Annotated in this window: 23 protein-coding genes; 15 read left to right on the top strand and 8 right to left on the bottom strand. The window is 40.7% G+C overall.

The annotated features are described in order from the left end of the window. Positions 1-118: 118 nt before the first annotated feature. Positions 119-1,447, top strand: a complete 1,329-nt coding sequence (gene ffh, locus DET49_RS13715) for a signal recognition particle protein (RefSeq protein WP_133548643.1) — start codon at positions 119-121, stop codon at positions 1,445-1,447. A gap of 92 nt (positions 1,448-1,539) precedes the next feature. Then, positions 1,540-2,442, top strand: a complete 903-nt coding sequence (locus DET49_RS13710; protein ID WP_133548642.1) for a bifunctional 5,10-methylenetetrahydrofolate dehydrogenase/5,10-methenyltetrahydrofolate cyclohydrolase — start codon at positions 1,540-1,542, stop codon at positions 2,440-2,442. A 93-nt stretch (positions 2,443-2,535) separates the two neighbouring features. On the opposite strand, the gene DET49_RS13705 is transcribed toward DET49_RS13710, so the two are convergent. The 4 genes from DET49_RS13705 to rluF all read right to left on the bottom strand — a co-directional run bounded on the left by DET49_RS13705 (position 2,536) and on the right by rluF (position 5,329). Continuing rightward, on the bottom strand, positions 2,536-2,937 hold the full coding sequence (locus tag DET49_RS13705) for a YkvA family protein (protein WP_317130325.1): 402 nt from the start codon (positions 2,935-2,937) through the stop codon (positions 2,536-2,538). 29 nt (positions 2,938-2,966) lie between these two features. Next, positions 2,967-3,986 (bottom strand): AI-2E family transporter, encoded by a 1,020-nt coding sequence (locus DET49_RS13700; protein WP_133548641.1) that lies wholly within the window; start codon positions 3,984-3,986, stop codon positions 2,967-2,969. 18 nt (positions 3,987-4,004) lie between these two features. Beyond that, on the bottom strand, positions 4,005-4,427 hold the full coding sequence (locus DET49_RS13695) for a VOC family protein (protein WP_133548640.1): 423 nt from the start codon (positions 4,425-4,427) through the stop codon (positions 4,005-4,007). An 86-nt stretch (positions 4,428-4,513) separates the two neighbouring features. After that, complete coding sequence (rluF, locus tag DET49_RS13690) at positions 4,514-5,329, bottom strand: 23S rRNA pseudouridine(2604) synthase RluF (protein WP_133548639.1); 816 nt, start codon at positions 5,327-5,329, stop codon at positions 4,514-4,516. 134 nt (positions 5,330-5,463) lie between these two features. On the opposite strand from rluF, the gene DET49_RS13685 reads away from it, so the two are divergent. From DET49_RS13685 to dnaG, 4 genes are all read left to right on the top strand, one after another. Continuing rightward, complete coding sequence (locus tag DET49_RS13685) at positions 5,464-6,024, top strand: RNA polymerase sigma factor (protein WP_133548638.1); 561 nt, start codon at positions 5,464-5,466, stop codon at positions 6,022-6,024. Beyond that, positions 6,011-6,772: a hypothetical protein gene (locus tag DET49_RS13680; RefSeq protein WP_133548637.1), complete on the top strand. Its 762-nt coding sequence runs from the start codon at positions 6,011-6,013 to the stop codon at positions 6,770-6,772. Before DET49_RS13685 ends, DET49_RS13680 begins: the two co-directional genes overlap by 14 nt. A 54-nt stretch (positions 6,773-6,826) precedes the next feature. Then, complete coding sequence (locus tag DET49_RS13675; protein WP_133548636.1) at positions 6,827-7,882, top strand: hypothetical protein; 1,056 nt, start codon at positions 6,827-6,829, stop codon at positions 7,880-7,882. Positions 7,883-8,002: 120 nt separating this feature from the next. Continuing rightward, positions 8,003-9,964 (top strand): DNA primase, encoded by a 1,962-nt coding sequence (dnaG, locus tag DET49_RS13670; RefSeq protein ID WP_133548635.1) that lies wholly within the window; start codon positions 8,003-8,005, stop codon positions 9,962-9,964. On the opposite strand, the gene DET49_RS13665 is transcribed toward dnaG, so the two are convergent. Both DET49_RS13665 and nadE read right to left on the bottom strand, forming a co-directional pair. Continuing rightward, a complete protein-coding gene (locus tag DET49_RS13665) occupies positions 9,957-10,595 on the bottom strand; it encodes a response regulator (RefSeq protein ID WP_133548634.1) in 639 nt (212 codons plus the stop codon). The genes dnaG and DET49_RS13665 overlap by 8 nt on opposite strands. Before the next feature lie 114 nt (positions 10,596-10,709). Continuing rightward, positions 10,710-11,501 (bottom strand): NAD(+) synthase, encoded by a 792-nt coding sequence (gene nadE / locus DET49_RS13660; RefSeq protein WP_133548633.1) that lies wholly within the window; start codon positions 11,499-11,501, stop codon positions 10,710-10,712. Between the two features lie 105 nt (positions 11,502-11,606). Here nadE and gldB point away from each other — a divergent pair, with 105 nt between their 5' ends. The 3 genes from gldB to DET49_RS13645 are packed head-to-tail and all read left to right on the top strand — an operon-like array spanning position 11,607 to position 13,267. After that, entirely contained in the window at positions 11,607-12,566 is a 960-nt protein-coding gene (gldB, locus tag DET49_RS13655; RefSeq protein ID WP_133548632.1) for a gliding motility lipoprotein GldB, read from the top strand. Beyond that, a complete protein-coding gene (gldC, locus tag DET49_RS13650) occupies positions 12,566-12,904 on the top strand; it encodes a gliding motility protein GldC (RefSeq protein WP_133548631.1) in 339 nt (112 codons plus the stop codon). The genes gldB and gldC overlap by 1 nt, the downstream gene beginning before the upstream one ends. Before the next feature lie 3 nt (positions 12,905-12,907). Beyond that, complete coding sequence (locus tag DET49_RS13645) at positions 12,908-13,267, top strand: GTPase (protein ID WP_133548630.1); 360 nt, start codon at positions 12,908-12,910, stop codon at positions 13,265-13,267. Positions 13,268-13,394: 127 nt separating this feature from the next. On the opposite strand, the gene yihA is transcribed toward DET49_RS13645, so the two are convergent. Both yihA and DET49_RS13635 read right to left on the bottom strand, forming a co-directional pair. Beyond that, positions 13,395-14,000: a ribosome biogenesis GTP-binding protein YihA/YsxC gene (gene yihA / locus DET49_RS13640; RefSeq protein WP_133548629.1), complete on the bottom strand. Its 606-nt coding sequence runs from the start codon at positions 13,998-14,000 to the stop codon at positions 13,395-13,397. A gap of 57 nt (positions 14,001-14,057) precedes the next feature. Then, complete coding sequence (locus DET49_RS13635) at positions 14,058-14,825, bottom strand: alpha/beta fold hydrolase (RefSeq protein ID WP_133548628.1); 768 nt, start codon at positions 14,823-14,825, stop codon at positions 14,058-14,060. A gap of 280 nt (positions 14,826-15,105) precedes the next feature. Here DET49_RS13635 and mraZ point away from each other — a divergent pair, with 280 nt between their 5' ends. Genes mraZ through mraY form a run of 6 tightly spaced genes read left to right on the top strand, consistent with a single transcriptional unit; the run spans position 15,106 to position 21,520 of the window. Beyond that, positions 15,106-15,573, top strand: a complete 468-nt coding sequence (mraZ, locus tag DET49_RS13630; RefSeq protein WP_133548627.1) for a division/cell wall cluster transcriptional repressor MraZ — start codon at positions 15,106-15,108, stop codon at positions 15,571-15,573. Beyond that, on the top strand, positions 15,560-16,456 hold the full coding sequence (rsmH, locus tag DET49_RS13625) for a 16S rRNA (cytosine(1402)-N(4))-methyltransferase RsmH (RefSeq protein WP_133548626.1): 897 nt from the start codon (positions 15,560-15,562) through the stop codon (positions 16,454-16,456). The genes mraZ and rsmH overlap by 14 nt, the downstream gene beginning before the upstream one ends. 13 nt (positions 16,457-16,469) lie before the next feature. Next, a complete protein-coding gene (locus tag DET49_RS13620) occupies positions 16,470-16,787 on the top strand; it encodes an FtsL-like putative cell division protein (RefSeq protein ID WP_133548625.1) in 318 nt (105 codons plus the stop codon). After that, a complete protein-coding gene (locus tag DET49_RS13615; RefSeq protein ID WP_133548624.1) occupies positions 16,788-18,779 on the top strand; it encodes a penicillin-binding protein in 1,992 nt (663 codons plus the stop codon). Next, entirely contained in the window at positions 18,776-20,242 is a 1,467-nt protein-coding gene (locus tag DET49_RS13610; RefSeq protein WP_133548623.1) for a UDP-N-acetylmuramoyl-L-alanyl-D-glutamate--2,6-diaminopimelate ligase, read from the top strand. The genes DET49_RS13615 and DET49_RS13610 overlap by 4 nt, the downstream gene beginning before the upstream one ends. A gap of 39 nt (positions 20,243-20,281) precedes the next feature. Further along, positions 20,282-21,520: a phospho-N-acetylmuramoyl-pentapeptide-transferase gene (gene mraY, locus DET49_RS13605; RefSeq protein ID WP_133548622.1), complete on the top strand. Its 1,239-nt coding sequence runs from the start codon at positions 20,282-20,284 to the stop codon at positions 21,518-21,520. Position 21,521 lies beyond the last annotated feature (1 nt).

The raw sequence follows: 21,521 nt of genomic DNA, 5'->3' as shown, positions 1-21,521 counted from the left end.
ATTCTAAATGAAAACCACGGGTTAAATCCCAGGCTTTGATTTAAAAAAGTTTTAAAAATATCGGGGTGAACCTCGGCAGAATGATACCCTCAGGGGAAAATTAAACCACAGGAAAATTATGTTTGATAGTTTAAGTGATAAGTTAGATAATGCCTTACACGTTTTAAAAGGTCACGGGCAAATTACCGAGGTGAACGTTGCTGAAACTTTAAAGGAAGTGAGACGTGCTTTGGTTGATGCCGATGTGAACTATAAGATAGCCAAAGAATTTACCAATACTGTAAAAGAAAAAGCCCTTGGACAGGATGTGTTAACTGCCTTGAAGCCTGGCCAAATGATGGTAAAACTGGTCAAGGACGAACTTACCCAATTAATGGGGGGAGAAGCCGAAGGAATTAATCTCTCCGGCGATCCTTCTATCATTCTTATGTCCGGTTTGCAGGGTAGTGGTAAAACAACTTTTTCCGGAAAACTTGCAAATTTCTTAAAAACAAAAAAAACCAAAAAACCACTTTTGGTTGCCTGTGATGTTTACCGTCCTGCGGCGATAAATCAGTTGCATGTGGTTGGGGAGCAGGTTGGTGTCGAGGTCTTTTCAGACGAAGGCAACCAGGACCCTGTTGCTATTTCCAAGGCTGCCATTGCACACGCCAAACAAAATGGGCATAATGTTGTCATTATTGATACCGCGGGTCGATTAGCCGTAGATGAGGCGATGATGACCGAGATCACAAACATCCACCAGGCCATACAACCCCATGAGACCTTGTTTGTGGTAGATGCTATGACGGGTCAGGATGCTGTAAATACGGCAAAGACATTTAATGAAAGACTGAATTTTGACGGGGTAATCCTCACCAAATTGGATGGTGATACTCGAGGTGGTGCGGCGATTTCCATTAAATCCGTGGTGAATAAACCAATAAAATTTATTGGTACCGGGGAAAAGATGGACGCCCTGGATGTGTTCTATCCCGAGCGAATGGCCGATAGGATTTTGGGCATGGGAGATGTGGTTTCCCTTGTGGAACGTGCACAGGAACAGTACGACGAAGAAGAAGCTAGAAAACTTCAGAAAAAAATTGCCAAGAACCAGTTTGGTTTTGACGATTTCCTGAAGCAATTACAGCAAATCAAGAAAATGGGTTCTATGAAGGACCTTATGGGAATGATTCCCGGCGCAGGGAAAATGCTCAAAGATGTGGATATTGATGATGACGCCTTTAAAGGAATTGAGGCAATTATCCACTCGATGACCCCTGATGAAAGAAGCAATCCAAAAATTATTAACTCCAGCCGAAAGAAACGAATCAGCAAAGGTTCCGGGACCACGGTACAGGAGGTAAACCAGCTTCTGAAACAATTCAACCAGATGGGGAAAATGATGAAGATGATGCAAGGCGGTGGTGGTCAGAAGATGATGCAGATGATGAAGGGAATGAAGTAAAGTTCCTCTCCCAAAAAGGAGAATTATTGAAATAAAAATCGCAACTCTCCTCCCATAATTGAGGTCGGGAGGGGCTTATAGACCAGCTATAAATGACCATATTAGACGGAAAAAAAACCAGCAATGATATTAAGAATGAAATTGCTGCTGAGGTTGAGAAGATTAAGAAAAGGGGTGAGAAAATACCCCATTTGGCTGCGATTATTGTCGGCAACGATGGTGCCAGCCTGACCTATGTAAACGCAAAAGTGAAATCCTGTAAGCGCGTTGGATTTGAATCTTCGCTATATCGATTACCAAACACGGTAAGCGAACTGGAGTTGCTCGATAAGATTGAGGAGCTCAACCAGAATGATGATATTGACGGGTTTATTGTTCAGCTTCCTTTGCCCCCGCAAATTGATACGCAAAAAGTATTAAATGCGGTGGATCCCGATAAGGACGTGGACGGATTTCATCCGACCAATTTTGGGAAAATGGCTTTGGATATGACCTCTTTTATTCCCGCTACACCATTTGGTATCCTGGAGTTATTGGAACGTTACGATATTCCGACCAAAGGAAAACATACCGTGGTCATTGGCAGAAGTTATATCGTGGGAAGACCAATGAGTATCTTAATGGGAAGAAGCGGTTTTCCAGGAAACTCCACGGTAACACTGACCCACGAGTTCACCAAGAATATAACCCAGATCACTTCACAGGCCGATATCATCATTATCGCCGTTGGTATTCCGGACTTTCTCAAGGCCGAAATGATCAAGGATGACGCCGTAATTATTGATGTGGGAATCACCAGGGTTCCTGATGAGGCAGCTGAAAAAGGTTACGTGATCAAAGGAGATGTAGATTTTGAGAATGTAAGCAAGCGTGCCTCTTATATCACCCCTGTTCCCGGTGGCGTTGGGCCAATGACTGTTTCCATGCTGCTTAAAAACACGTTGCTCGCGACCGAACGTCATAAGAAAAGAGCAAAGGAGGAAAGTAAGGTTTAATTTAGTAAACTTATAAAATACAAAAGTCCTATCAATCTTGTCATAGCGAGTTGATAGGACTTTTGATCTCTGTCTCAATTAGCAATAAAGTGCTTATTGCTCTTCGAGTTTCCAATCCAGGTATTTGTGAAGATCAGTTTCAATAAACCTCAGGGTTACTGTAAGAATTGCGAAATCATCTATATAACCAAGTCCTGGAATAAAATCCGGCATTAGGTCCAGCGGATTCAGAACATATAGCAGGGCAAAAACTACCGAGGCAATGGTAAACCAGGGAATATTGCTATAAACCCCGCTGCGATAATCTTTCAGCATGCCAAACATAAGCTTTCCAAGTTCGGTATACTTTCTTAAAGCACCTGCATTAACAATTTTATCCTCAATTTCCTCCTGGTTTTCTGCAGCAATTTCTACATCCCCGTCTTTCACCTTCGAGACCCCTTTTTTAAGGTATTCTTCGTCAATCTCCTGTTTCTTCTTACTGAACATATCCATAATACTTCATTTTTTGATTAGTAGTTATTTTAAAGTCGATCTTGGGCATTGCCGTATTCCTTTTTATAAATCTTTAGAATTAATAAAAACAAGGAAACAAGCAGGGGCCCGAAAATTAATCCTATAAAGCCGAATAGCGGCACCCCCACGACCACTCCGAAAAGGGTGATTAGTGGATGTACTGATGCAAGTCTTTCTAAGATGTAAAGTCTTATCAGGTTATCGGTAGAGCCAACGACCACAAGCCCGTAAATAAGCATTGCAATGGCCTGCCAGTTATCTCCCTGGGCAAATAAGAGAATGACAACCGGGAGAACCCCTATTGCTGTTCCAATAAAAGGAATCATAGAACCTATGGCCGTAATCACGAACCAGAAAAAAGGATCTGGCACGCCTAAAATCAGGTAACCCACCAGGGCTATTATTCCCTGAAAAATGGCAACCATTGGAATGCCCAAAGCATTGGATTTTACCAGTTGATCACTTTCTTTTCCTATTATTTTCAGGTTTTCATTTCCTAAAGGGATATAAGAAATGAGCGAAGACTTCATAGAATCTCGCTTTATAAGCATATAATAGAGCATAAAGTACATAATGCCAATAGCTATAAAGGCATTAAAAGTACCGCCAGCTAAACTTTGCAGGTTGCCTGATACCCAGTTGGTGACTGCCGCGGTATCAATAGAATCACTAATGCTGTAACCAAGGTAAGTCTCTGCTTCATTGAGTTGTTCTTTTACGGCCTTTATCACCCTTTCTGAATTCGCAACCGCTTTACTGATTTTAGAAGTAAGCATCAGTACAATAAGGGTGACCGGCACTAAGATTCCTACAAAGGAACCAGCCATTAAAAGTGCTGCCGCTACTGGAGGTTTCCAACCCCTGGCCAGTAATTTCTGCATCCAGTTGCGCAAAAGGACATACAAAGTGATGGCCCCAAGGACCCCCGAGAGGTAAGGGATAATTTCCTTAAAAATTAAAACCGTTAAAAAAAGAATGAGCATGAGTACGAAAATCTGACGTACCAATGCCGGTTTTAATCTATCCATATTTTTGTGATTGGTTGGTTATTTTGCAAATAGTTGGTCTTTGTTCTTAAAGGCTTTAAATTCCAGGGCATTTCCGCAAGGATCCTTGAAGAACATCGTGGCCTGTTCCCCGACCTTTCCTTCAAAACGAATGTAAGGTGCTATTTCAAACTCAATATTTTTTGAGCGCAACAGATTAGCGAATTCCTGGAATACGTCCCATTCCAATACCACACCAAAATGGGGAACCGGTACCTCTTTACCGTCTACTGGATTGCTATGCGAATCTTCAGTTTCACTGGCTGGTTTGTAATGGATTACCAGCTGATGACCGAAAAAATTAAAATCCACCCAATGCTCACTGCTGCGGCCTTCACCACAGCCCAGGGTTTCTTTATAGAATTTCCTGGCCTTTTGTAAATCTGAAACCGGTATGGCCAGATGAAAGGGTTGTACCTTCATAAATCTTAAAGAATTTAAAATATTAGCTGCTATTAAAATTAACAAGTAATCTTAACATGCCTGCAAGGAATACCGCTAATTATGTGTTAAGATTTGTGTCTGCCAGGTCGGGAACCTGATTTGGGTTTAGGTTGACTTTTTATGGCGGAAGATTGAAGTTTTGAGGCCTCTTCGGTCTTACTGGACTCATCCACCATCTTATTGATGGTATCCAGTTCCTCCTTAGTAAGATCACGCCATTGTCCCACGGGCACATCCAGACTGACGTTCATAATTCTAATGCGTTTAAGGGCCGTAACCTCATAGCCTAAAAATTCACACATTCTACGAATTTGGCGGTTGAGCCCCTGGGTAAGCACAATCCTGAAATCGTTCCTGCCTAATTTTTCTACTTCGCATTTTTTGGTAGTTGTGCCCAGGATAGGTACCCCGCTGCCCATCCTTCGAATAAAATCAGGAGTAATGGGTTTGTTAACCGAAACAATATATTCTTTTTCGTGATTGTTTCTGGCGCGTAAAATCTTATTAACAATATCCCCGTCATTGGTAAGGAAAATAAGTCCTTCGCTGGGTTTGTCGAGTCTGCCGATAGGGAAGATTCGTTTGGGATAGTTTATAAAATCGATAATGTTATCCTTTTCCACACGGGTATCGGTAGTACAAACAATGCCTATAGGTTTATTGAAAGCCAGGTACACGTTTGGTTCTTCTTTTTCAGCTTCAGAAACTGCCTTTCCGTCAACCTTTACAATATCGCTGGGCGCTATCTTGGTGCCCATCTCAGGTACAAGCCCGTTAATGGTTACCCGGCCCTGGTCAATGAGTTTATCGGCGGCACGGCGGGAGCAATAACCAATTTCACTTAGGTATTTGTTTATTCGGGTAAGCCTTTGTTCTGACATAAAAATATTTCTACTGCAAAGATACAAGAATTCGTCTCTAAACTAATTTTTTGAAAAATAATCAGGGTACAGGCAACCTTTTGTAACTTTCCTGCGTCTATGTAAATAGAAGGTCTTTTTAATTTTAAAATCGGGTGAAAGTAATTCAACTCTTTAAAAACGAAACTCAGTTAATCAAGCGCGCGGCTAAAAAGGATCGTAAGGCGCAGCGTGAATTATATGAGGTGCATTGCGGAAAAATGCTTAGTGTCTGCAGGCAGTATATAAAGGATATGCAGCATGCAGAAGAAGTCATGCTAAATGGATTTTTAAAAGTTTTTACCCATCTGGAAGATTTTGAATCTAAAGGAAGTTTTGAAGGCTGGATAAGGAAAATTATGATAAGGGAATCCATTTCCTTTCTTCGCTCGCAAAAGAAGATCGTCTTTAGTGACGAAGAAATTGCAAGCTATGATTTTTCTGCGGAGATGGATACAGAGCTCAATGTGACACATATTCAAAACCTGATAGACAAGTTGCCCGAGGGCTACAGGATGGTTTTTGTTATGTATGCGGTAGAAGGATATAAACACGCCGAAATTGCGAAAATGCTGAAAATCACCGAAGGTACTTCAAAATCACAGTTGTCCAAGGCGAGAAAAATGTTGCAGCAGCAACTAGAAACACAAAACACATCGGATTATGGAATTAAATAAATTCGAAGAAAAAGCCCGGGAGGATCTGGCAAAAAGGCGAATAAAGCCTTCGGCGGAGGCCTGGGATAAGCTAGACGCAAAATTAAATGCCAAGGAAAACAGCACTTCCAGAAATACCTGGAAGTATAGCGCCGCGGCCATTGCCGTCTTGCTAATAGCGGGAACATTTATGTGGAATGATCATTTTTCAGAGACCCCGAAAATTGTTGAGGAACCGGTAGAGCAAATGATCAAAAAGCCGGAGGAAAAACAAAGGTTTTTGAAGGAAAACGATACTCAAATCGCTTCTGAAGAAGTTATGAATACAGGGAATAATTCAGCTGAAAATAAGGTAAAAACCGAAATTGCCACGAGGGCTGAAACTTCAGAAAAAATAGAGGTTTCGGACACACCAATTTCAGACGAAAATAAATATGAAGAAGCTATTGTTTTGAAGACCATTAGCCTGGAACCACCAATTTCAGAAGAAAAACTAATTCAATCCAAACTTGAGGAAGTTCTCGCTGCAACCGCTAAAAATAAGGAGATTTCCAGTGATGAAGTTGATGCGCTGCTGGCACAGGCGGCTTTAGAACTAAGTAAAGAACGAAATTCGCAAGTTTATAATTCTAATACCAAAATAAGTGCAAATGCACTTTTAGCCGAAGTTGAAGACGAGATTTACCAGTCCTTTAAAGCAAAGGTTTTTGAGGTTTTAAAAGAGGGGTACCTCAAGGCCAAAACGGCGGTTGCCAATAGAAACTATTAATAGTATTCAAAAACCCACAATCGGGTCATTCATCAAACATCAAAATCAATTATTATGAAAACAATTATTTTTTACATCACTTTTTCGTTATTCAGTTTTTCAGTGCAGGAAGTTGCTGCCCAGGAAGGTGATCATAAAGGGGCCGAGCTTATTTCAGAAGAAGAGCGAACAAAAGAATTTTTTGAAAAGGAAAAAGCTAAAATTATAGCTAAAGAAAAAGAAAAGCTCAAATACGAAATTGAGCGGATAAATGCCAGGCTGGAAAGAGGGGAGCTAACTAACCAGGAGGCAGAAAAACAAAAGAAGGAATTTGCCGAAAAACATGCCAAGAATATTGAGAATAAAATAGTGATCCTTCAAAATGAAATGGAGCTAAGGGATAGGAACGACAATAATTCAGAAAATTATATCGCTATCGGGGGGCATGGAAAAGCCGTGGATATCAAGATCAATACAAAGGATAAATACGACAAGAGGACTACAACTGATTTAGTACTCGCCGCCGGTTTTAACAATGCGCTTTCCAAGGGGCAAACCCTAAATGATACAGATTTCAAATTGGCCGGGAGCCGATTTTTTGAAATCGGCTGGGCCTGGAAAACCCGGGTCTTCCAAGAAACAAACTGGTTGCGTGTTCGCTACGGTCTTTCTTTTCAGTTTAACGGATTAAAACCTACCGATAACCGTATTTTTGTTGAAGAAGGTAATGAAACATACCTGGAAAAGTTCCCAATTGATCTTGAAAAATCTAAATTCAGAATGGATAACCTGGTTGTGCCTGTTCATTTTGAGATTGGTCCCTCAAAGCGAACCGAGACTGAAGATCGCTTGCATTTTTCAACCTATAAAATGCTTAAAATAGGCTTTGGAGGTTATGCCGGATTCAATATTGGGGAGCGTCAAAAATTAAAGTATGAGGCTGACGGAGATAAGGTGAAAGAGAAATTGAAAAACGATTATAATACTAATGATTTGGTCTATGGACTAAGCGCCTACCTGGGTTGGGGCGGTGCCACACTCTATGGCAAATACGATCTAAACCCAATATTCCAGGACCCAAATAAGGAATTGCACAACTTTTCTTTAGGGCTTCGGTTTGATGTCGATTAAAATAACCATCCTTCCTTTAATTTTTACTATTAGCCAATTTTAAATTGTAATTTTGTCTTGAATTCATAGCCACTCTAGTCCCGAATAAATTTCGGGATTAGCAGGTTTAAACCTATTTTTTTGATCTCAAAATCTACCATAGACAATGTTTTTGAAACCGCCCGCGTAGAGGAGGTCATTGGTGATTTTGTGAACCTTAAAAAGTCAGGGTCTAATTTTAAGGGTTTAAGTCCCTTTAGTGACGAACGTACACCAAGTTTTATGGTTTCCCCCGTGAAACAAATCTGGAAAGATTTCTCTAGTGGCAAAGGTGGAAACGTGGTGGCTTTCCTTATGGAACACGAACATTTCACCTATCCGGAAGCCATTAAATACCTGGCAAAAAAGTATGGAATTGAGATTGAGGAAACCCAGCAAAGCGACGAACAAAAACTGCAGGCCGATGAGCGGGAAAGTATGTACCTGGTTTCAGAATTTGCCAGTAAGCATTTTCAGAAAAATCTTCATAAAACCGAGCCAGGAAAAGCTATTGGCTTAAGCTACTTTAAAGAACGTGGCTTTAGCCTGGAGACAATTAAAAAGTTTGAGCTGGGGTATTCGCTTGATCAGTGGGATGATTTTACCAAGGAAGCCCTTGCTGAAGCCTATAAACTGGAATACCTTGAAAAAACCGGACTCACCATCGTTAAGGGTGAGCAGCAATTCGACCGATTTAAAGGAAGAGTGATGTTTCCAATTCATTCCATGTCCGGCAGGGTTTTGGGGTTTGGAGGCAGAATTCTAACCAATGAAAAAAAGGCGGCCAAATACCTGAATTCCCCCGAAAGTGAGATTTACCACAAGAGTAAGGTTTTGTATGGAATCAATTTTGCTAAACAGGCCATCGCTAAGGAAGATAATTGCTTTCTTGTGGAAGGTTACACTGATGTGATCCAATTTCACCAAAGTGGGATAGAAAATGTGGTGTCTTCTTCAGGAACAGCCTTAACCCCTGACCAGATAAGGCTCATCAATCGACTAACGAAAAATATCACCGTACTATTTGATGGCGATGCAGCTGGAATCAGGGCGTCGTTACGCGGAATAGATTTGATCCTGGAACAGGGGATGAATGTGCGGGTTTGTACTTTTCCAGAGGGAGAAGATCCCGATAGTTTTGCCAGGAATAACTCAGATGAAGCCTTAGGCGAGTATTTGGAAGATAAGGCCCAGGATTTTATAAGTTACAAAGCTTCCCTGCTTATGGAGGAGGCTAAGAAAGACCCGGTTAAAAAAGCTGAATTAATCAGGGATATTGTCAATAGTATTTCAAAGATCCCGGATACCATTCAACAGGAAGTTTATTTGCAGGAATGTTCCCGGATTATGGATATCTCTGAAAATGTTTTATTTTCCAGTCTGGCCCAACTTAATGCCAAAAGCGGCAAAACGCTCCCGAAGCAGCAACAAAAAAAATCCTTTGATGTGGTTAAAGAAGAACCGCACCTAAAGACACCGAAGGTAGATGAGCAATATGAACTTGAAAAAAAGATTATCAGCCTTCTATTACAGTATGGTACTGTGGAAGAAGAATTTGAGGATCTGGTATTAAAGGAAAAGGAAGATGGCGAATTAGGGCTGGAAAAAGAGGTGCAGAAAACCAGGGTCTTTGAAAAAATATTTCTGGATCTCCAGGAAGATGAAATTGCATTTACCAATCCTAAGTTCAGGGATATATATGCGGAACTCATTACGCGCTTAAATAGTGATGAAAAATTTGAGGTGAAAAATTTCATCAATGAAATAGATCCTGATCAGGCTTCTGAAATCACTTCAATTTTGATGGAAGAAGAGCAGTATAAATTACACGAATGGGATCGGCAGAATATTTTTGTAAAAGCAAAAACGGAAACAATATCGAGGCACGTCAGCGAAACAATTCTTTCCCTGCGTAGGTTTTTGATCAATCAGAAAATAAACGAGCTTTCGGAAGAAATAAAATCACCCGGGCAGGAGCAACAGACGCAGCATATCCTGGAGGATGTAAGAGATTACCTGAGTTTAAAAAAAGTTCTTTCTGAAAAGCTGAATCGCGTTATGTAGTGCTTATCTGCAATAATCGAGACCGTGTAATAAGATCAGCCACATTATCTACCTGTAATTTCTTTAGTAACCTGGTTTTATAGGTGCTCACCGTTTTCTCATTTATGGAGAGTGCCTCAGCGATATCTTTATTGCGTTTTCCCGAAGAGATAAGATTTAGCACCTCGGATTCCCTGGTAGAAAGCTTTTTGAATTTAGCAATGAGGTTCCTGCCGGGTGATATTCCGGCATTAAGTTTCTCGGTAATTTTTTTATTGAGATAGATGCCTCCCCTGGCCACCTGGTAAATAGCTTTTTCGAGCTCTTCAGGTCTGGCCATTTTTGAAATATAACCTGCCGCACCTGCTTTTATGGCGCTTAAAGCATAAACTTCTTCAGGATGGCCGGTGCAAACCAGGATCTTCACCTTACTGTAATCGGTTTTTATGGTGCGTAGTGCGTTGATGCCGTTTATTTCCGGAAGGTCTATTTCAATGACTAAAACATCAGGTTGGCGTTGATTTAAAAAAGCATATAATTCGATCCCATTATGCACGCTACCCACGACTTCCAATGCCGGATTGTCCTTAAGGAGGTACCGAATCCCTTGATGCACCACAGGGTGGTGATCTGCAATTAATACTGTGCTCATAATAATAGGTTGGTTGAGAAAACACGTTGGGGTAGGACTAACGCATTTATACTACTAAAATTAATTGATTTTAGCTAGCCTTTGATTTTTTGAGCAGGTTATTCGATAAAATGCTTATTTTTTAAGATTAACGGGAATCTCACATACGGGTATCGGTTTCATTTTGTGAAGGTTAGCGCTGTGTCGACTTCTGTAAATTTTGAATACCTCTTGTTGGCGCCCTTCAAAGTCTTCCGCAGTTTTCCCTTCTTCTGCAGCTGTCATTGCCCATTCCAGTTCAGGATAAGAGGCGCCTATTTGATCTTCATCGGTACGGCTATCTCCATAAAGTCCGTCGGTAGGCTGAGCATTTACGATTTCATCTGTAATTCCGAGGAATTTTGCAATTTCATAAACTTCGGTTTTCATAAGGTCGGCAATAGGGCTGAGGTCTACCCCGCCATCGCCATATTTGGTATAAAACCCAACCCCAAAATCTTCAACTTGATTTCCGGTGCCTGCAACAAGGTAACTATGTAAGCCGGCAAAATAATATAAGGTAGACATTCTCAATCTCGCCCGGGTATTGGCCAGGGTGAGTGCTAAATTTTCTGAAGCCTGGACTTTGGGAACCGACTTTTTGAAACCTTCAAAAACTGGAGTTAAATCAACTTCCAGGTTGCTCACATTGGCATAATGTTGTTTTAGCCAGTTGATATGTTGCTGAGCCCTTGTTACCTGAGCGGTATGTTGATGAATGGGCATCTCCAGGCATAGGGTACGCAAACCGGTTTTAGCACAAAGCGTTGAGGTCACTGCGGAATCAATTCCTCCGCTTATACCCAGCACAAAGCCATTCATTCCGGCATTTGTAGCGTATTCTTTTAACCAGTTGACTATGTGATCTACCACTTTTTCAGTTTGCATAATTTTGGGTGATTAAGTTTGTAAATAATACCTTTGCACACAAATCTACTATTTAAACATAATTATTAAAAGGGCAGGGCGTTAAAGCCTTCATAAAGAATGCCTATGTATAAACAAATAATTTTTCTGCTTTGTGCAATTGCTTTGGTTTCCTGTAATGAGCAGGCCGAAATCGAAAAGGAAATCGCCAAGGTGCCTATTGATTTTGAATTGGTTCGTTTTGACCGGGAATTTGCCAGGACCACTCCCGCTACGCTGGACCAATTGAAAGGACAATATCCAATGTTGTTCCCAAAGCAGTATGCGGATAGTGTTTGGATCGCGAAAATAAACGATACTATTCAGCAGGAAATAGACTCGGAAGTCGGAAAAGCCTTTCCTGATTTTGAGAATGAAAAGGCTGAACTTCATAGCCTTTTCCAGCATATTGCATATTATTTCCCGAAATTTGAAGTCCCGAAGGTATTCACGGTAACTTCCCAGGTAGATTATAAGAATAAAGTGATTCTTGAGGATGAATATTTATTCATTTCGCTGGATACTTATTTAGGGGAAAAACATCATTTCTATACCGGAATTCAGGAATTTTTAAAGAAGAATTTTAAGAAAGAACAAATTATTCCAGATGTGGCCAATGCTTATGCGAAGAGATACGTACCCGAGCCAACCTCAAGAACTTTTCTTTCACATATGATCTATTACGGGAAGCTCTTGTATTTGAAGGATAAGTTGATTCCAGGGGTAGCTGATTTTGAAAAAATAGGTTATACAGAAAAAGAATTCATATGGGCGCAAAAAAATGAAGCGCAAATGTGGCGGTATTTTGTGGAAAATGAATTGTTTTTTGATACCGATACCGAACTTTATTCCAGGTTTCTATATCCTGCGCCTTTTTCTAAATTCTATCTGCAACTGGATGCTGAATCGCCTGCCAAGCTGGGGCAATACATCGGTTGGCAGATCGTTCGCAGTTATATGGAGAAAACAAATGCCTCAGTAAAGGAAATGATAGAAACAGATGCTGAAACGATATTTAATAAAGCCAATTTTAAACCAAGAAAGTAATGTCAGAATTTAAAAAATCAGAAATAAATATAGAAGTGGTCACTGATGAAAATCGAGTGCCCGAGGAAATCACCTGGAGTGCCCAGGATGGGAATGTTCATAAAGAAGACGCCAAGGCTTTAATGCTTTCGGTTTGGGACAGTAAAACTCAGGAAACCCTTCGCATAGACCTATGGACAAAAGATATGCCGGTAGATGAGATGAAGAAATTCTTTCATCAAACCCTGGTTTCTATGAGTGATACTTTTAACCGTGCTACCCAGGATGAAAAAATGACCGCGACCATGAAAGATTTTTGTGATTATTTTGCGGAGAAGCTTGAAATTACTCAGAAGTAGGTTTTGGAAAAACTTATTTTTGTATATAACGCCTATTCCGGGACCCGTCATACGGTCCTGGATGCACTGCATAAACTGATTAAACCCAGCTCTTATGCCTGTAGCATTTGTAAGGTTACTCACGGGGTCTTTTCTGAAAATTCCCGGTGGAAGGCATACAGGCAGGCCTCGGAGACTGCCATGGAGTTTCTACATATTGATGAATTTCAAAAACAATATGCTTCCAAATTCGGATATAAATATAGTTTCCCGATCGTTTTGTGGGAGGATGAAGGCGAAATGGGTATTTTTATCGCTACTGAAGAATTAGAAACCTTACAAAATGCTGAGGACCTCATTAGGCAAATTGAAGAAAGGTTATAAAGCTTATAAGTGGCGTTAGATTTGAAGATTGCTTCGCTGTAAATCATACTACAGGTTGCATCTGGTTGGCTCTAAATATTAAAATGGGAGAAGAGTCAGAATAAAAATCAGGAGAATATTTCATTCCCTATTCCTGATTCAATTCCACATTAATAGCCTGAATATAATCCAGAATTTCCTCCTGTCCCAATTTGGAGGTTGCAGAGCTAATAAAGAATTCCGGCATTGCTTCCCAGTTTTCAAGCATTTTCTCCTGGTAAAAATTAATATTTCTCTCCAGGGCTTTTGGTTTCATTTTATCGGCTTTGGTAAAAATGATACAAAAAGGAACATTGTTCTCTCCAAGCCACTGCATAAACTCCATATCTATAGGTTGGAGTTCGTGCCGGCTGTCTATAAGTACAAAGGCGCAAACCATTTGCCTACGCTTTTCAAAATAAGCGGTGATAAATTTCTGAAAAGTTCTTTTAGTAGATTTCGAAACTTTTGCATATCCATAACCGGGAAGATCAACCAGGTGCCAGTTCTTATTGATCAAAAAATGATTGATAAGTTGGGTTTTCCCAGGTTTTGCGGAAGTTTTTGCCAGTGCTTTCCTGCCGGTAAGCATATTGATTAAAGAGGATTTTCCAACATTACTGCGGCCTATAAAAGCATATTCAGGGAGCTTGCTTTCAGGGCATTGGTCTACCCGAGTATTGCTCACCACGAATTCAGCCGACTTGATTTTCATTCTACTAAGTTTAAAATTGATTTGTGAAACAGAACTGGATGAGGTCCTTCTGAGGGTTTATTTAAAATTTCTTTTCTTCAGCCAGTCGTGAAGCAACTCATTGAATATATGAGGATGTTCCATCATCGCGGCATGCCCGCATTTGTCTACCCAATAAAGATCGGCATCGGGAAGTAAACGCTGAAAATCTTCAGCCACCTCAGGAGGAGTAACATTATCGTCTTTCCCCCAAATAATACATGTAGGCGTCTTCATTTTTGGTAGATCCTGGGCCATATTATGTCTAATGGCGCTCTTGGCAATAGCCAGGGTTTTTACGAGTTTGTTACGATCGCTTACCGTTTCATAAACCTCGTCAACCACTTCTTTGGTGGCTATTTCGGGATCATAAAAAACATCCTGGGCTTTTTTCTTGATAAATTCATAATCCCCGCGACGAGGATAGCTCTCCCCCATGGAATTTTCATAAAGTCCGGAGCTTCCAGTAATTATCAGGCCCTGAATAATTTCAGGATATAATTTAGTTGCCAGTAAAGCAATATGTCCGCCAAGCGAATTGCCTAACAAAATCACTTTATCGTAACCCTTAAAATCTACAAATTCTTTTAAATATTTAGCAAAAGTCTGCACACTTGTTTTAAGAAGTGACATGGAATAAAGGGGGAGTTCAGGAATCACCACTTTATAACCATGCTTTGGAAAATAATCTATAACCCCGTCAAAATTACTTAAACCGCCCATAAGTCCGTGTAAAATAACTATCGGGGTCCCTTCTCCTTGCTCCAGGTATGTAAACTTTCCCTCTTGCCTTAAATTATTCTTCATTGATTGGCTTTGCGGTTAGCAATCGCAAATATAGCGATTTCAATACAAGTATAATCATTTTTAAGAAATAGCAAAGCCATTTAAGAAATGCATTTCTTCCCGGAATTGTAAATTTTTTAACACCAAAAGCACAATAAAAACCAAGCCTCTGAAACCTAAACAAATAGCGCTATTTGATAGTCTTTCAGCTAAATACAGGGGAGAAACTTATCAACAAAGTGGTAGAAAGTGGTAAAATGTGGTAATTTTTTCAATATATTTGACTCTATAAAGTATTGAAGTGGTAAATCTCATTGGAACATACGAATGTAAAGCAGATGCCAAGGGCCGGTTAATGGTTCCTTCGGCATTAAAAAAGCAGCTTGCGCCTATGTTGCAGGAGGGCTTTGTATTAAAACGTTCGGTTTTTCAAGCTTGTTTGGAGTTGTATCCAATGCAGGAATGGAATGTTTTGATGCAAAAAATTAACGGCCTTAATCGCTTTAAAAAGAAGAACAATGATTTCATCAGACGGTTTCAGGCCGGGGTAAAAATGGTGGAAGTAGATTCCAATGGGAGGCTTTTAATCCCGAAGGACCTTGTGGGATTTGCCGGAATCAATAAAGAAGTTGTGCTTTCCTCCGCGGTAAATATTATAGAGATCTGGGATAAGGAAAAATATGAAAACACCATAGACGAGACTTCAGATGATTTTGCGGAATTGGCTGAAGAAGTAATGGGAAACGATGATTTAGATGCAATATCATAACCCGGTATTATTAAAAGAATCAGTTGACGGCCTTAATGTTAAGGAAGATGGTGTGTATGTAGATGTCACCTTTGGTGGCGGGGGGCATTCCCGTGAGATTTTAAGCAGGCTTGGGCCGGATGGAAGGCTCTTTGCTTTTGACCAGGATAAAGATGCTTTGCAAAACACGATAACGGATCCCAGATTTACGCTAATCCATGAAAACTTCAGGTTTCTGAAAAGGTTTTTGAGGTTTTACGGGGTGAAGCAGGTTGACGGGATTTTAGGAGATTTTGGTGTTTCCTCACATCAGTTTAATGAAGCAGAGAGAGGATTTTCCACCCGTTTTGATGCGCGTCTGGATATGAGAATGAACCAGGGGAGTAAACTGAGTGCTTACGAGGTGATCAATGAATATAGGGAAGAACAGCTTAAAATGTTGTTTTACGATTATGCCGATTTAAAGAATGCACCAAAGCTGGCAAGCTTAATTGTTGAGGCCAGGAAGGAAAAGCCTATAGAGAGCAGCGAGGAATTAAACGATTTGTTGAAGCCGCATCTCTTTAAAGGGAAAGAGAATAAAATCCTGGCGCAAATCTACCAGGCGATTCGCATAGAAGTGAACCAGGAGATTGAAGCTTTAAAGGAATTTTTGATGCAAACCCAGGAGCTGGTGGTGAAAAATGGGAGGATTAGTCTTATTTCCTATCACTCTTTGGAAGACAGGTTGGTTAAGCGTTATATAAGAAGTGGTTTGTTTGAAGGTGAGCCCGAAAAAGATTTCTACGGAAATATCTCGGTTCCTTTTAAAAAGGCAGGCGGGCTGATAGTGCCCTCGGCAGAAGAGATCAAAGCTAATAACCGGGCCAGAAGTGCCAAATTAAGAGTGGCTAAAAAATTATAGTTTTTTAAGGGATATGAAGAAAGGTTTTTACAACATACTACGGGCTAATTTTCTTATTAGCAGAGATGCGGTAAACAACTGGCGATTTATAGTTTTTTGCACGTTCCTGGCGATCATTATGATTGCAAGTTCCCATAGTGCTGAGCGTAAAGTGCATAAAATAGCGAGCCTTCATAAAGAAGTAAGAGAGCTTAAAAGTGAATTTGTAGATAGGCGTTCCGCACTGATGAGGCTAAAAATGGAATCTACGATCACCCAAAAAATGAAAAGCAGGGGAATTCTTCCTTCCGAGAATCCACCTTATAAAATAAAAGTGAAGATAAAAGAATAAATGGCGACATCTGAAAAAGGCATATTGAATAGATTATACGTGGTTGCGGCCTGTATGTTCATTTTCGCTGTTGGGGTGGGGGTGAAACTTCTCGATATTCAGTTTGTCGAAGGTGATTATTATAGAAATCTTGCAGAGGAGAGGACGGTGCGAAGTTTTAAAATTCCCGCCAGCCGTGGTAATTTATACGATGCTAACGGGAACCTCTTGGCAACTTCAGTTCCTAAGTACGATATCAGGTTTGATGCAGTTACTGTTTCTGATAAAGATTTTCAGGAAAATATAATGCCGCTTTCCAACAATCTTTCTGAAATGTTGGGTAAATCAGCCGCCTATTGGTCTCAGCGTTTAAGGCAGGCAAGGGCGAACGGACAACGTTACTTATCGATAGCTCACAATCTTGGCTATTCTGAATATATGAAGGTAAAGGGCTTTCCTATGTTTAACCTGGGAACCTACAGAGGTGGGATGATCGTAGAGCAGAGAACAGTTCGGGAGCATCCCCTTGGCAAGATGGGAGAGCGAACGGTTGGCTACGAACGCCAGGATGAAAATGGATATTTTACCCGAGTTGGTCTGGAAGGGGCCTTTAGCTCCTATTTACGCGGAACCGATGGTCGGAGGCTCAAACAAAAAATCGCCAAGGGCCAGTGGAAACCTATTAGCGATAATAACGAGGTAGAGCCTAAAGATGGCTACGATGTGATTTCCACCATAGATGTCAATATTCAGGACATCGCCCATCATGCACTGCTAAAGCAACTGGAATATTTTGAGGCCGATCACGGGACGGTAGTGGTTATGGAGACCAAAACCGGTGAAATCAAGGCAATGTCTAATCTTGGCCGAACCTCGGACGGGACTTATTTTGAAAAAAGAAACTATGCGGTTTACGAATCGCACGAGCCTGGCTCAACATTTAAGCTGATGGCCATGACCGCTGCCCTGGAAGATAATGTAGTAGACACCAGTACGGTTATAGATACGGAAAACGGGGTGGTGAGATTTTATGGGAGACCAGTTAGGGATTCCCGTCGTGGAGGTTATGGTAAAATTTCCGCCGCACGTGCCTTTGAGCTTTCCTCAAATACAGCTTTTACCAAAATAATAACACAAGGTTATAAGGATAACCCTGCAAAGTTTGTGAATAGCCTATATGATATGGGCCTTAATCAAAAAATTGGGCTGGATATAAAAGGTGAGGGGCAACCCAAAATTCCGCATCCAAAAGATAAGCGTTGGAGTGGTCTGAGTCTTCCCTGGATGGCTTTTGGTTATGGAGTTTCATTAACGCCTTTACAAACCCTGAATTTTTATAATGCTATTGCCAACGACGGAGAAATGGTTAAGCCAAGGTTTATAAAAGAGGTTAAAGAGTGGGATAAAAGCATTTTAAAAGTGGAGCGGGAAGTGATGAATCCAAGGATTTGTTCTCCTGAGACGGCTAAGAAGCTTCAAGCAATGATGCAGCATACCGTGGAGAGAGGCACCGCGGCGAATATTTATACGCCTAATTTTTCAATGGCCGGTAAAACCGGTACCTGCCAGGTGGAATACTGGATAGAACCGGGAAGGTATATTTCTTCTTTTGCAGGCTACTTTCCTGCGGAAGATCCTAAATATTCCTGCATTGTGATTATTCACAAGCCGGATAAAAGCAAAGGCTACTATGGGAATATTGTTGCAGCACCGGTTTTTAAAAAAATTGCACAAAAGATTTATACCGATACCCCGGTAATGGATACGTTGCCTTCCCTGGAAATTACCGATGATAAGATCGCTAAGGATTTTGAAACTTATTATGCTAAAATAGAAAACGAAAAGCTGATTATGCCAGATGTAACCGGGATGCCGGCAATGGATGCCGTTTCTCTATTAGAGAACCTTGGCCTTAAAGTGAACTTTAGCGGAACAGGGAGAGTGAGTGGGCAATCCATATCGGCAGGACAAAAAATAGCAACAAACCAACAAGTAAAATTAAATATAGGTTGAGAGTCTTAAAAGACATATTGTATAAAGTAAAAATCGATGCCGTCGTAGGAAATACTTCGGTGACTATCAATAAGCTTGAGTTTGATTCAAGAAAAGTGGAATTGAACGACGCTTTCGTAGCTATTCGCGGAAGCCTATCAGATGGTCACGAGTTTATAAACCAGGCCATCAATCAAGGAGCGCTTGCGGTTATTTGTGAAGAATTCCCGCAGGAAATCGTAAATGGGGTCACCTATATTAAAGTTGGAAATACCCAGCAGGCCTTAGCCTATATCGCTGCGAACTATTACGATAATCCCTCTGAAAAATTAAAGCTTATAGGGGTTACCGGCACCAACGGAAAAACTACGATAGCCACACTTTTATATCATTTATTTACAAAAGCAGGCTTTAAAGTCGGATTACTTTCTACGGTGAAAGTGATGGTTGCAGAAAATTCTTTTGATGCGGTAAGGACTACACCAGATTCCATCACGATCAATAATTATTTAAAGCAGATGAATGATGAGGGCGTGGAATTTTGCTTTATGGAGGTGAGTTCTCATGGGATAGATCAGCACAGGACTACAGCTTTGGAATTTGCTGGCGGAATTTTCACAAATCTAAGTCATGATCATTTAGATTATCACGATAGTTTTGCGCAATACCGGGATGTGAAAAAGCGATTTTTTGACGAGTTGCCGGCTTCAGCCTTTGCCCTTACAAATATCGATGATAAGAACGGGCAGGTGATGCTTCAAAATACAAAAGCACAAAAATATACCTACGCTTTAAAATCCTACGCCGATTATAAAGCGCAAATCCTTGAAAATTCTTTCACCGGATTATTGCTAAAGGTAAACGACCAGGAATTATGGACACGCCTGATTGGAAGTTTCAATGCTTATAATGTGTTGGCTATTTATGCCACGGCAGAACTTTTAGGACTGGAATCTATAGAAAGTTTAAAAATCATCAGTGAATTAAATTCAGTGAGCGGAAGGTTTCAGTATATCATTTCAGAAAAGCAGAAGATTACTGCTATTGTTGACTACGCCCATACTCCGGATGCCTTAAAGAATGTCCTGGAGACCATTAATAGCATTCGTACAAAAAATGAAGAACTGATAACAGTGGTAGGTTGCGGGGGAGATCGCGATAAAACCAAAAGACCAAAAATGGGACATATCGCTTCGGCTTTAAGTACCAAGGTGATTTTTACCAGCGATAACCCCAGGACCGAAGATCCGGAGAAGATTATAGAAGAGGTTGAAGCAGGAGTGCAGCCACAGAATTTCAAAAAAATCATGGCCGTAACAAGTAGGAAACAGGCTATTAAAACCGCCTGTCAAATAGCAGGTGAAAGGGATATTATCCTGATTGCCGGGAAAGGGCATGAGACCTACCAGGAAGTCAATGGTAAGCGCAATGATTTTGATGATCTAAAAATAGTAACCGAGTTTTTGACACAATTAAATAAGTAAGCAAAAAAGTTTCATCTAAAGGGAGAGCAACAAGAGAATATGCTATATTATTTATTTCAATATCTAGATGCAGAATACCAGGTGCCCGGGGCCCGGTTATTTGAGTATATCTCATTTAGAACGGCTATGGCCATTATCCTTTCCCTTGCAATCTCCACCATTTACGGAAAAAGGATCATCAATTACCTTCTAAGCCAACAAGTGGGTGAAAGCGTTCGTGACCTGGGCCTTAGAGGACAAAGTGAAAAAGCGGGAACTCCGACCATGGGAGGGCTCATCATCATTTTTGCCACCTTAATTCCGGTTTTGCTTTTCGCTAAACTTGAAAATATTTACGTGCTATTGCTCATAGTAACTACCCTATGGATGGGAGCTATTGGTTTTATAGACGATTACATTAAAACCTTTAAAAAGGACAAAGAAGGCCTGAAAGGAAAATTTAAGGTTTTAGGCCAGGTGGGCCTGGGACTTATTGTAGGAGGGACCTTGTTTTTTCATCCGGGAGTTACCGTAAAGGAGGAAACTAATGAACCAGCCCCTGCGCAGCAAGAGCTGGTAGATAGTTTTCAAAAAATAAGGGAAATGGGGCCTGAGACCAAAAGCACGACCACTACCATTCCCTTTGTAAAGAATAATGAATTCGATTATTCGGTTTTGATCAGCTGGATAAACCCTGGCTTAAAAGATTATGCCTGGCTTATTTTTATCCCAATAGTGATTTTTATCGTCACCGCGGTATCTAATGGAGCTAATTTAACCGATGGAATAGATGGCCTTGCCGCAGGATCTTCGGCAATAATTGTGCTTACCCTGGGGATTTTTGCCTGGGTTTCGGGGAACATAATTTTTTCAGACTACCTCAATATTATGTATATCCCAAGATCGGGGGAGATGACGATTTTTATAGGGGCTTTTGCAGGTGCTTTGGTTGGATTCTTATGGTATAATACCTATCCCGCCCAGGTTTTTATGGGGGATACGGGAAGTCTAACTATTGGCGGAATTATCGCCGTGCTCGCAATCGCTACCCGAAAGGAATTACTGATTCCTATTTTATGTGGAATTTTTTTAATGGAGAACCTATCGGTGGTCTTACAGGTGAGTTGGTTTAAAATCACCAAGCGGAAATATGGGGAGGGCCGAAGGATTTTTCTGATGTCTCCCTTACACCATCATTATCAGAAAAGAGGTTACCACGAAAGTAAAATAGTAGTGCGTTTCTGGATCATAGGAATTTTCCTGGCCATTGTCACTATAATAACGCTGAAAATAAGATAAA

Origin of the sequence: Salegentibacter sp. 24, from assembly GCF_004362395.1 — a bacterium.
Classification (GTDB): Bacteria; Bacteroidota; Bacteroidia; order Flavobacteriales; family Flavobacteriaceae; genus Salegentibacter.
Note: the sequence above shows the minus strand (reverse complement) of the source record. Positions and strands in the feature narration are given on the sequence as shown.

What these genes read in the sequence shown, in the direction of transcription:
- ffh (WP_133548643.1), top strand. Translation starts at nt 119, where the DNA reads ATGTTTGATAGTTTAAGTGATAAGTTAGATAATGCCTTACACGTTTTA.
- DET49_RS13710 (WP_133548642.1), top strand. Translation starts at nt 1,540, where the DNA reads ATGACCATATTAGACGGAAAAAAAACCAGCAATGATATTAAGAATGAA.
- DET49_RS13705 (WP_317130325.1), bottom strand. Translation starts at nt 2,937, where the DNA reads ATGGATATGTTCAGTAAGAAGAAACAGGAGATTGACGAAGAATACCTT.
- DET49_RS13700 (WP_133548641.1), bottom strand. Translation starts at nt 3,986, where the DNA reads ATGGATAGATTAAAACCGGCATTGGTACGTCAGATTTTCGTACTCATG.
- DET49_RS13695 (WP_133548640.1), bottom strand. Translation starts at nt 4,427, where the DNA reads ATGAAGGTACAACCCTTTCATCTGGCCATACCGGTTTCAGATTTACAA.
- rluF (WP_133548639.1), bottom strand. Translation starts at nt 5,329, where the DNA reads ATGTCAGAACAAAGGCTTACCCGAATAAACAAATACCTAAGTGAAATT.
- DET49_RS13680 (WP_133548637.1), top strand. Translation starts at nt 6,011, where the DNA reads ATGGAATTAAATAAATTCGAAGAAAAAGCCCGGGAGGATCTGGCAAAA.
- DET49_RS13675 (WP_133548636.1), top strand. Translation starts at nt 6,827, where the DNA reads ATGAAAACAATTATTTTTTACATCACTTTTTCGTTATTCAGTTTTTCA.
- DET49_RS13665 (WP_133548634.1), bottom strand. Translation starts at nt 10,595, where the DNA reads ATGAGCACAGTATTAATTGCAGATCACCACCCTGTGGTGCATCAAGGG.
- nadE (WP_133548633.1), bottom strand. Translation starts at nt 11,501, where the DNA reads ATGCAAACTGAAAAAGTGGTAGATCACATAGTCAACTGGTTAAAAGAA.
- gldB (WP_133548632.1), top strand. Translation starts at nt 11,607, where the DNA reads ATGTATAAACAAATAATTTTTCTGCTTTGTGCAATTGCTTTGGTTTCC.
- gldC (WP_133548631.1), top strand. Translation starts at nt 12,566, where the DNA reads ATGTCAGAATTTAAAAAATCAGAAATAAATATAGAAGTGGTCACTGAT.
- yihA (WP_133548629.1), bottom strand. Translation starts at nt 14,000, where the DNA reads ATGAAAATCAAGTCGGCTGAATTCGTGGTGAGCAATACTCGGGTAGAC.
- DET49_RS13635 (WP_133548628.1), bottom strand. Translation starts at nt 14,825, where the DNA reads ATGAAGAATAATTTAAGGCAAGAGGGAAAGTTTACATACCTGGAGCAA.
- rsmH (WP_133548626.1), top strand. Translation starts at nt 15,560, where the DNA reads ATGCAATATCATAACCCGGTATTATTAAAAGAATCAGTTGACGGCCTT.
- DET49_RS13620 (WP_133548625.1), top strand. Translation starts at nt 16,470, where the DNA reads ATGAAGAAAGGTTTTTACAACATACTACGGGCTAATTTTCTTATTAGC.
- DET49_RS13615 (WP_133548624.1), top strand. Translation starts at nt 16,788, where the DNA reads ATGGCGACATCTGAAAAAGGCATATTGAATAGATTATACGTGGTTGCG.
- mraY (WP_133548622.1), top strand. Translation starts at nt 20,282, where the DNA reads ATGCTATATTATTTATTTCAATATCTAGATGCAGAATACCAGGTGCCC.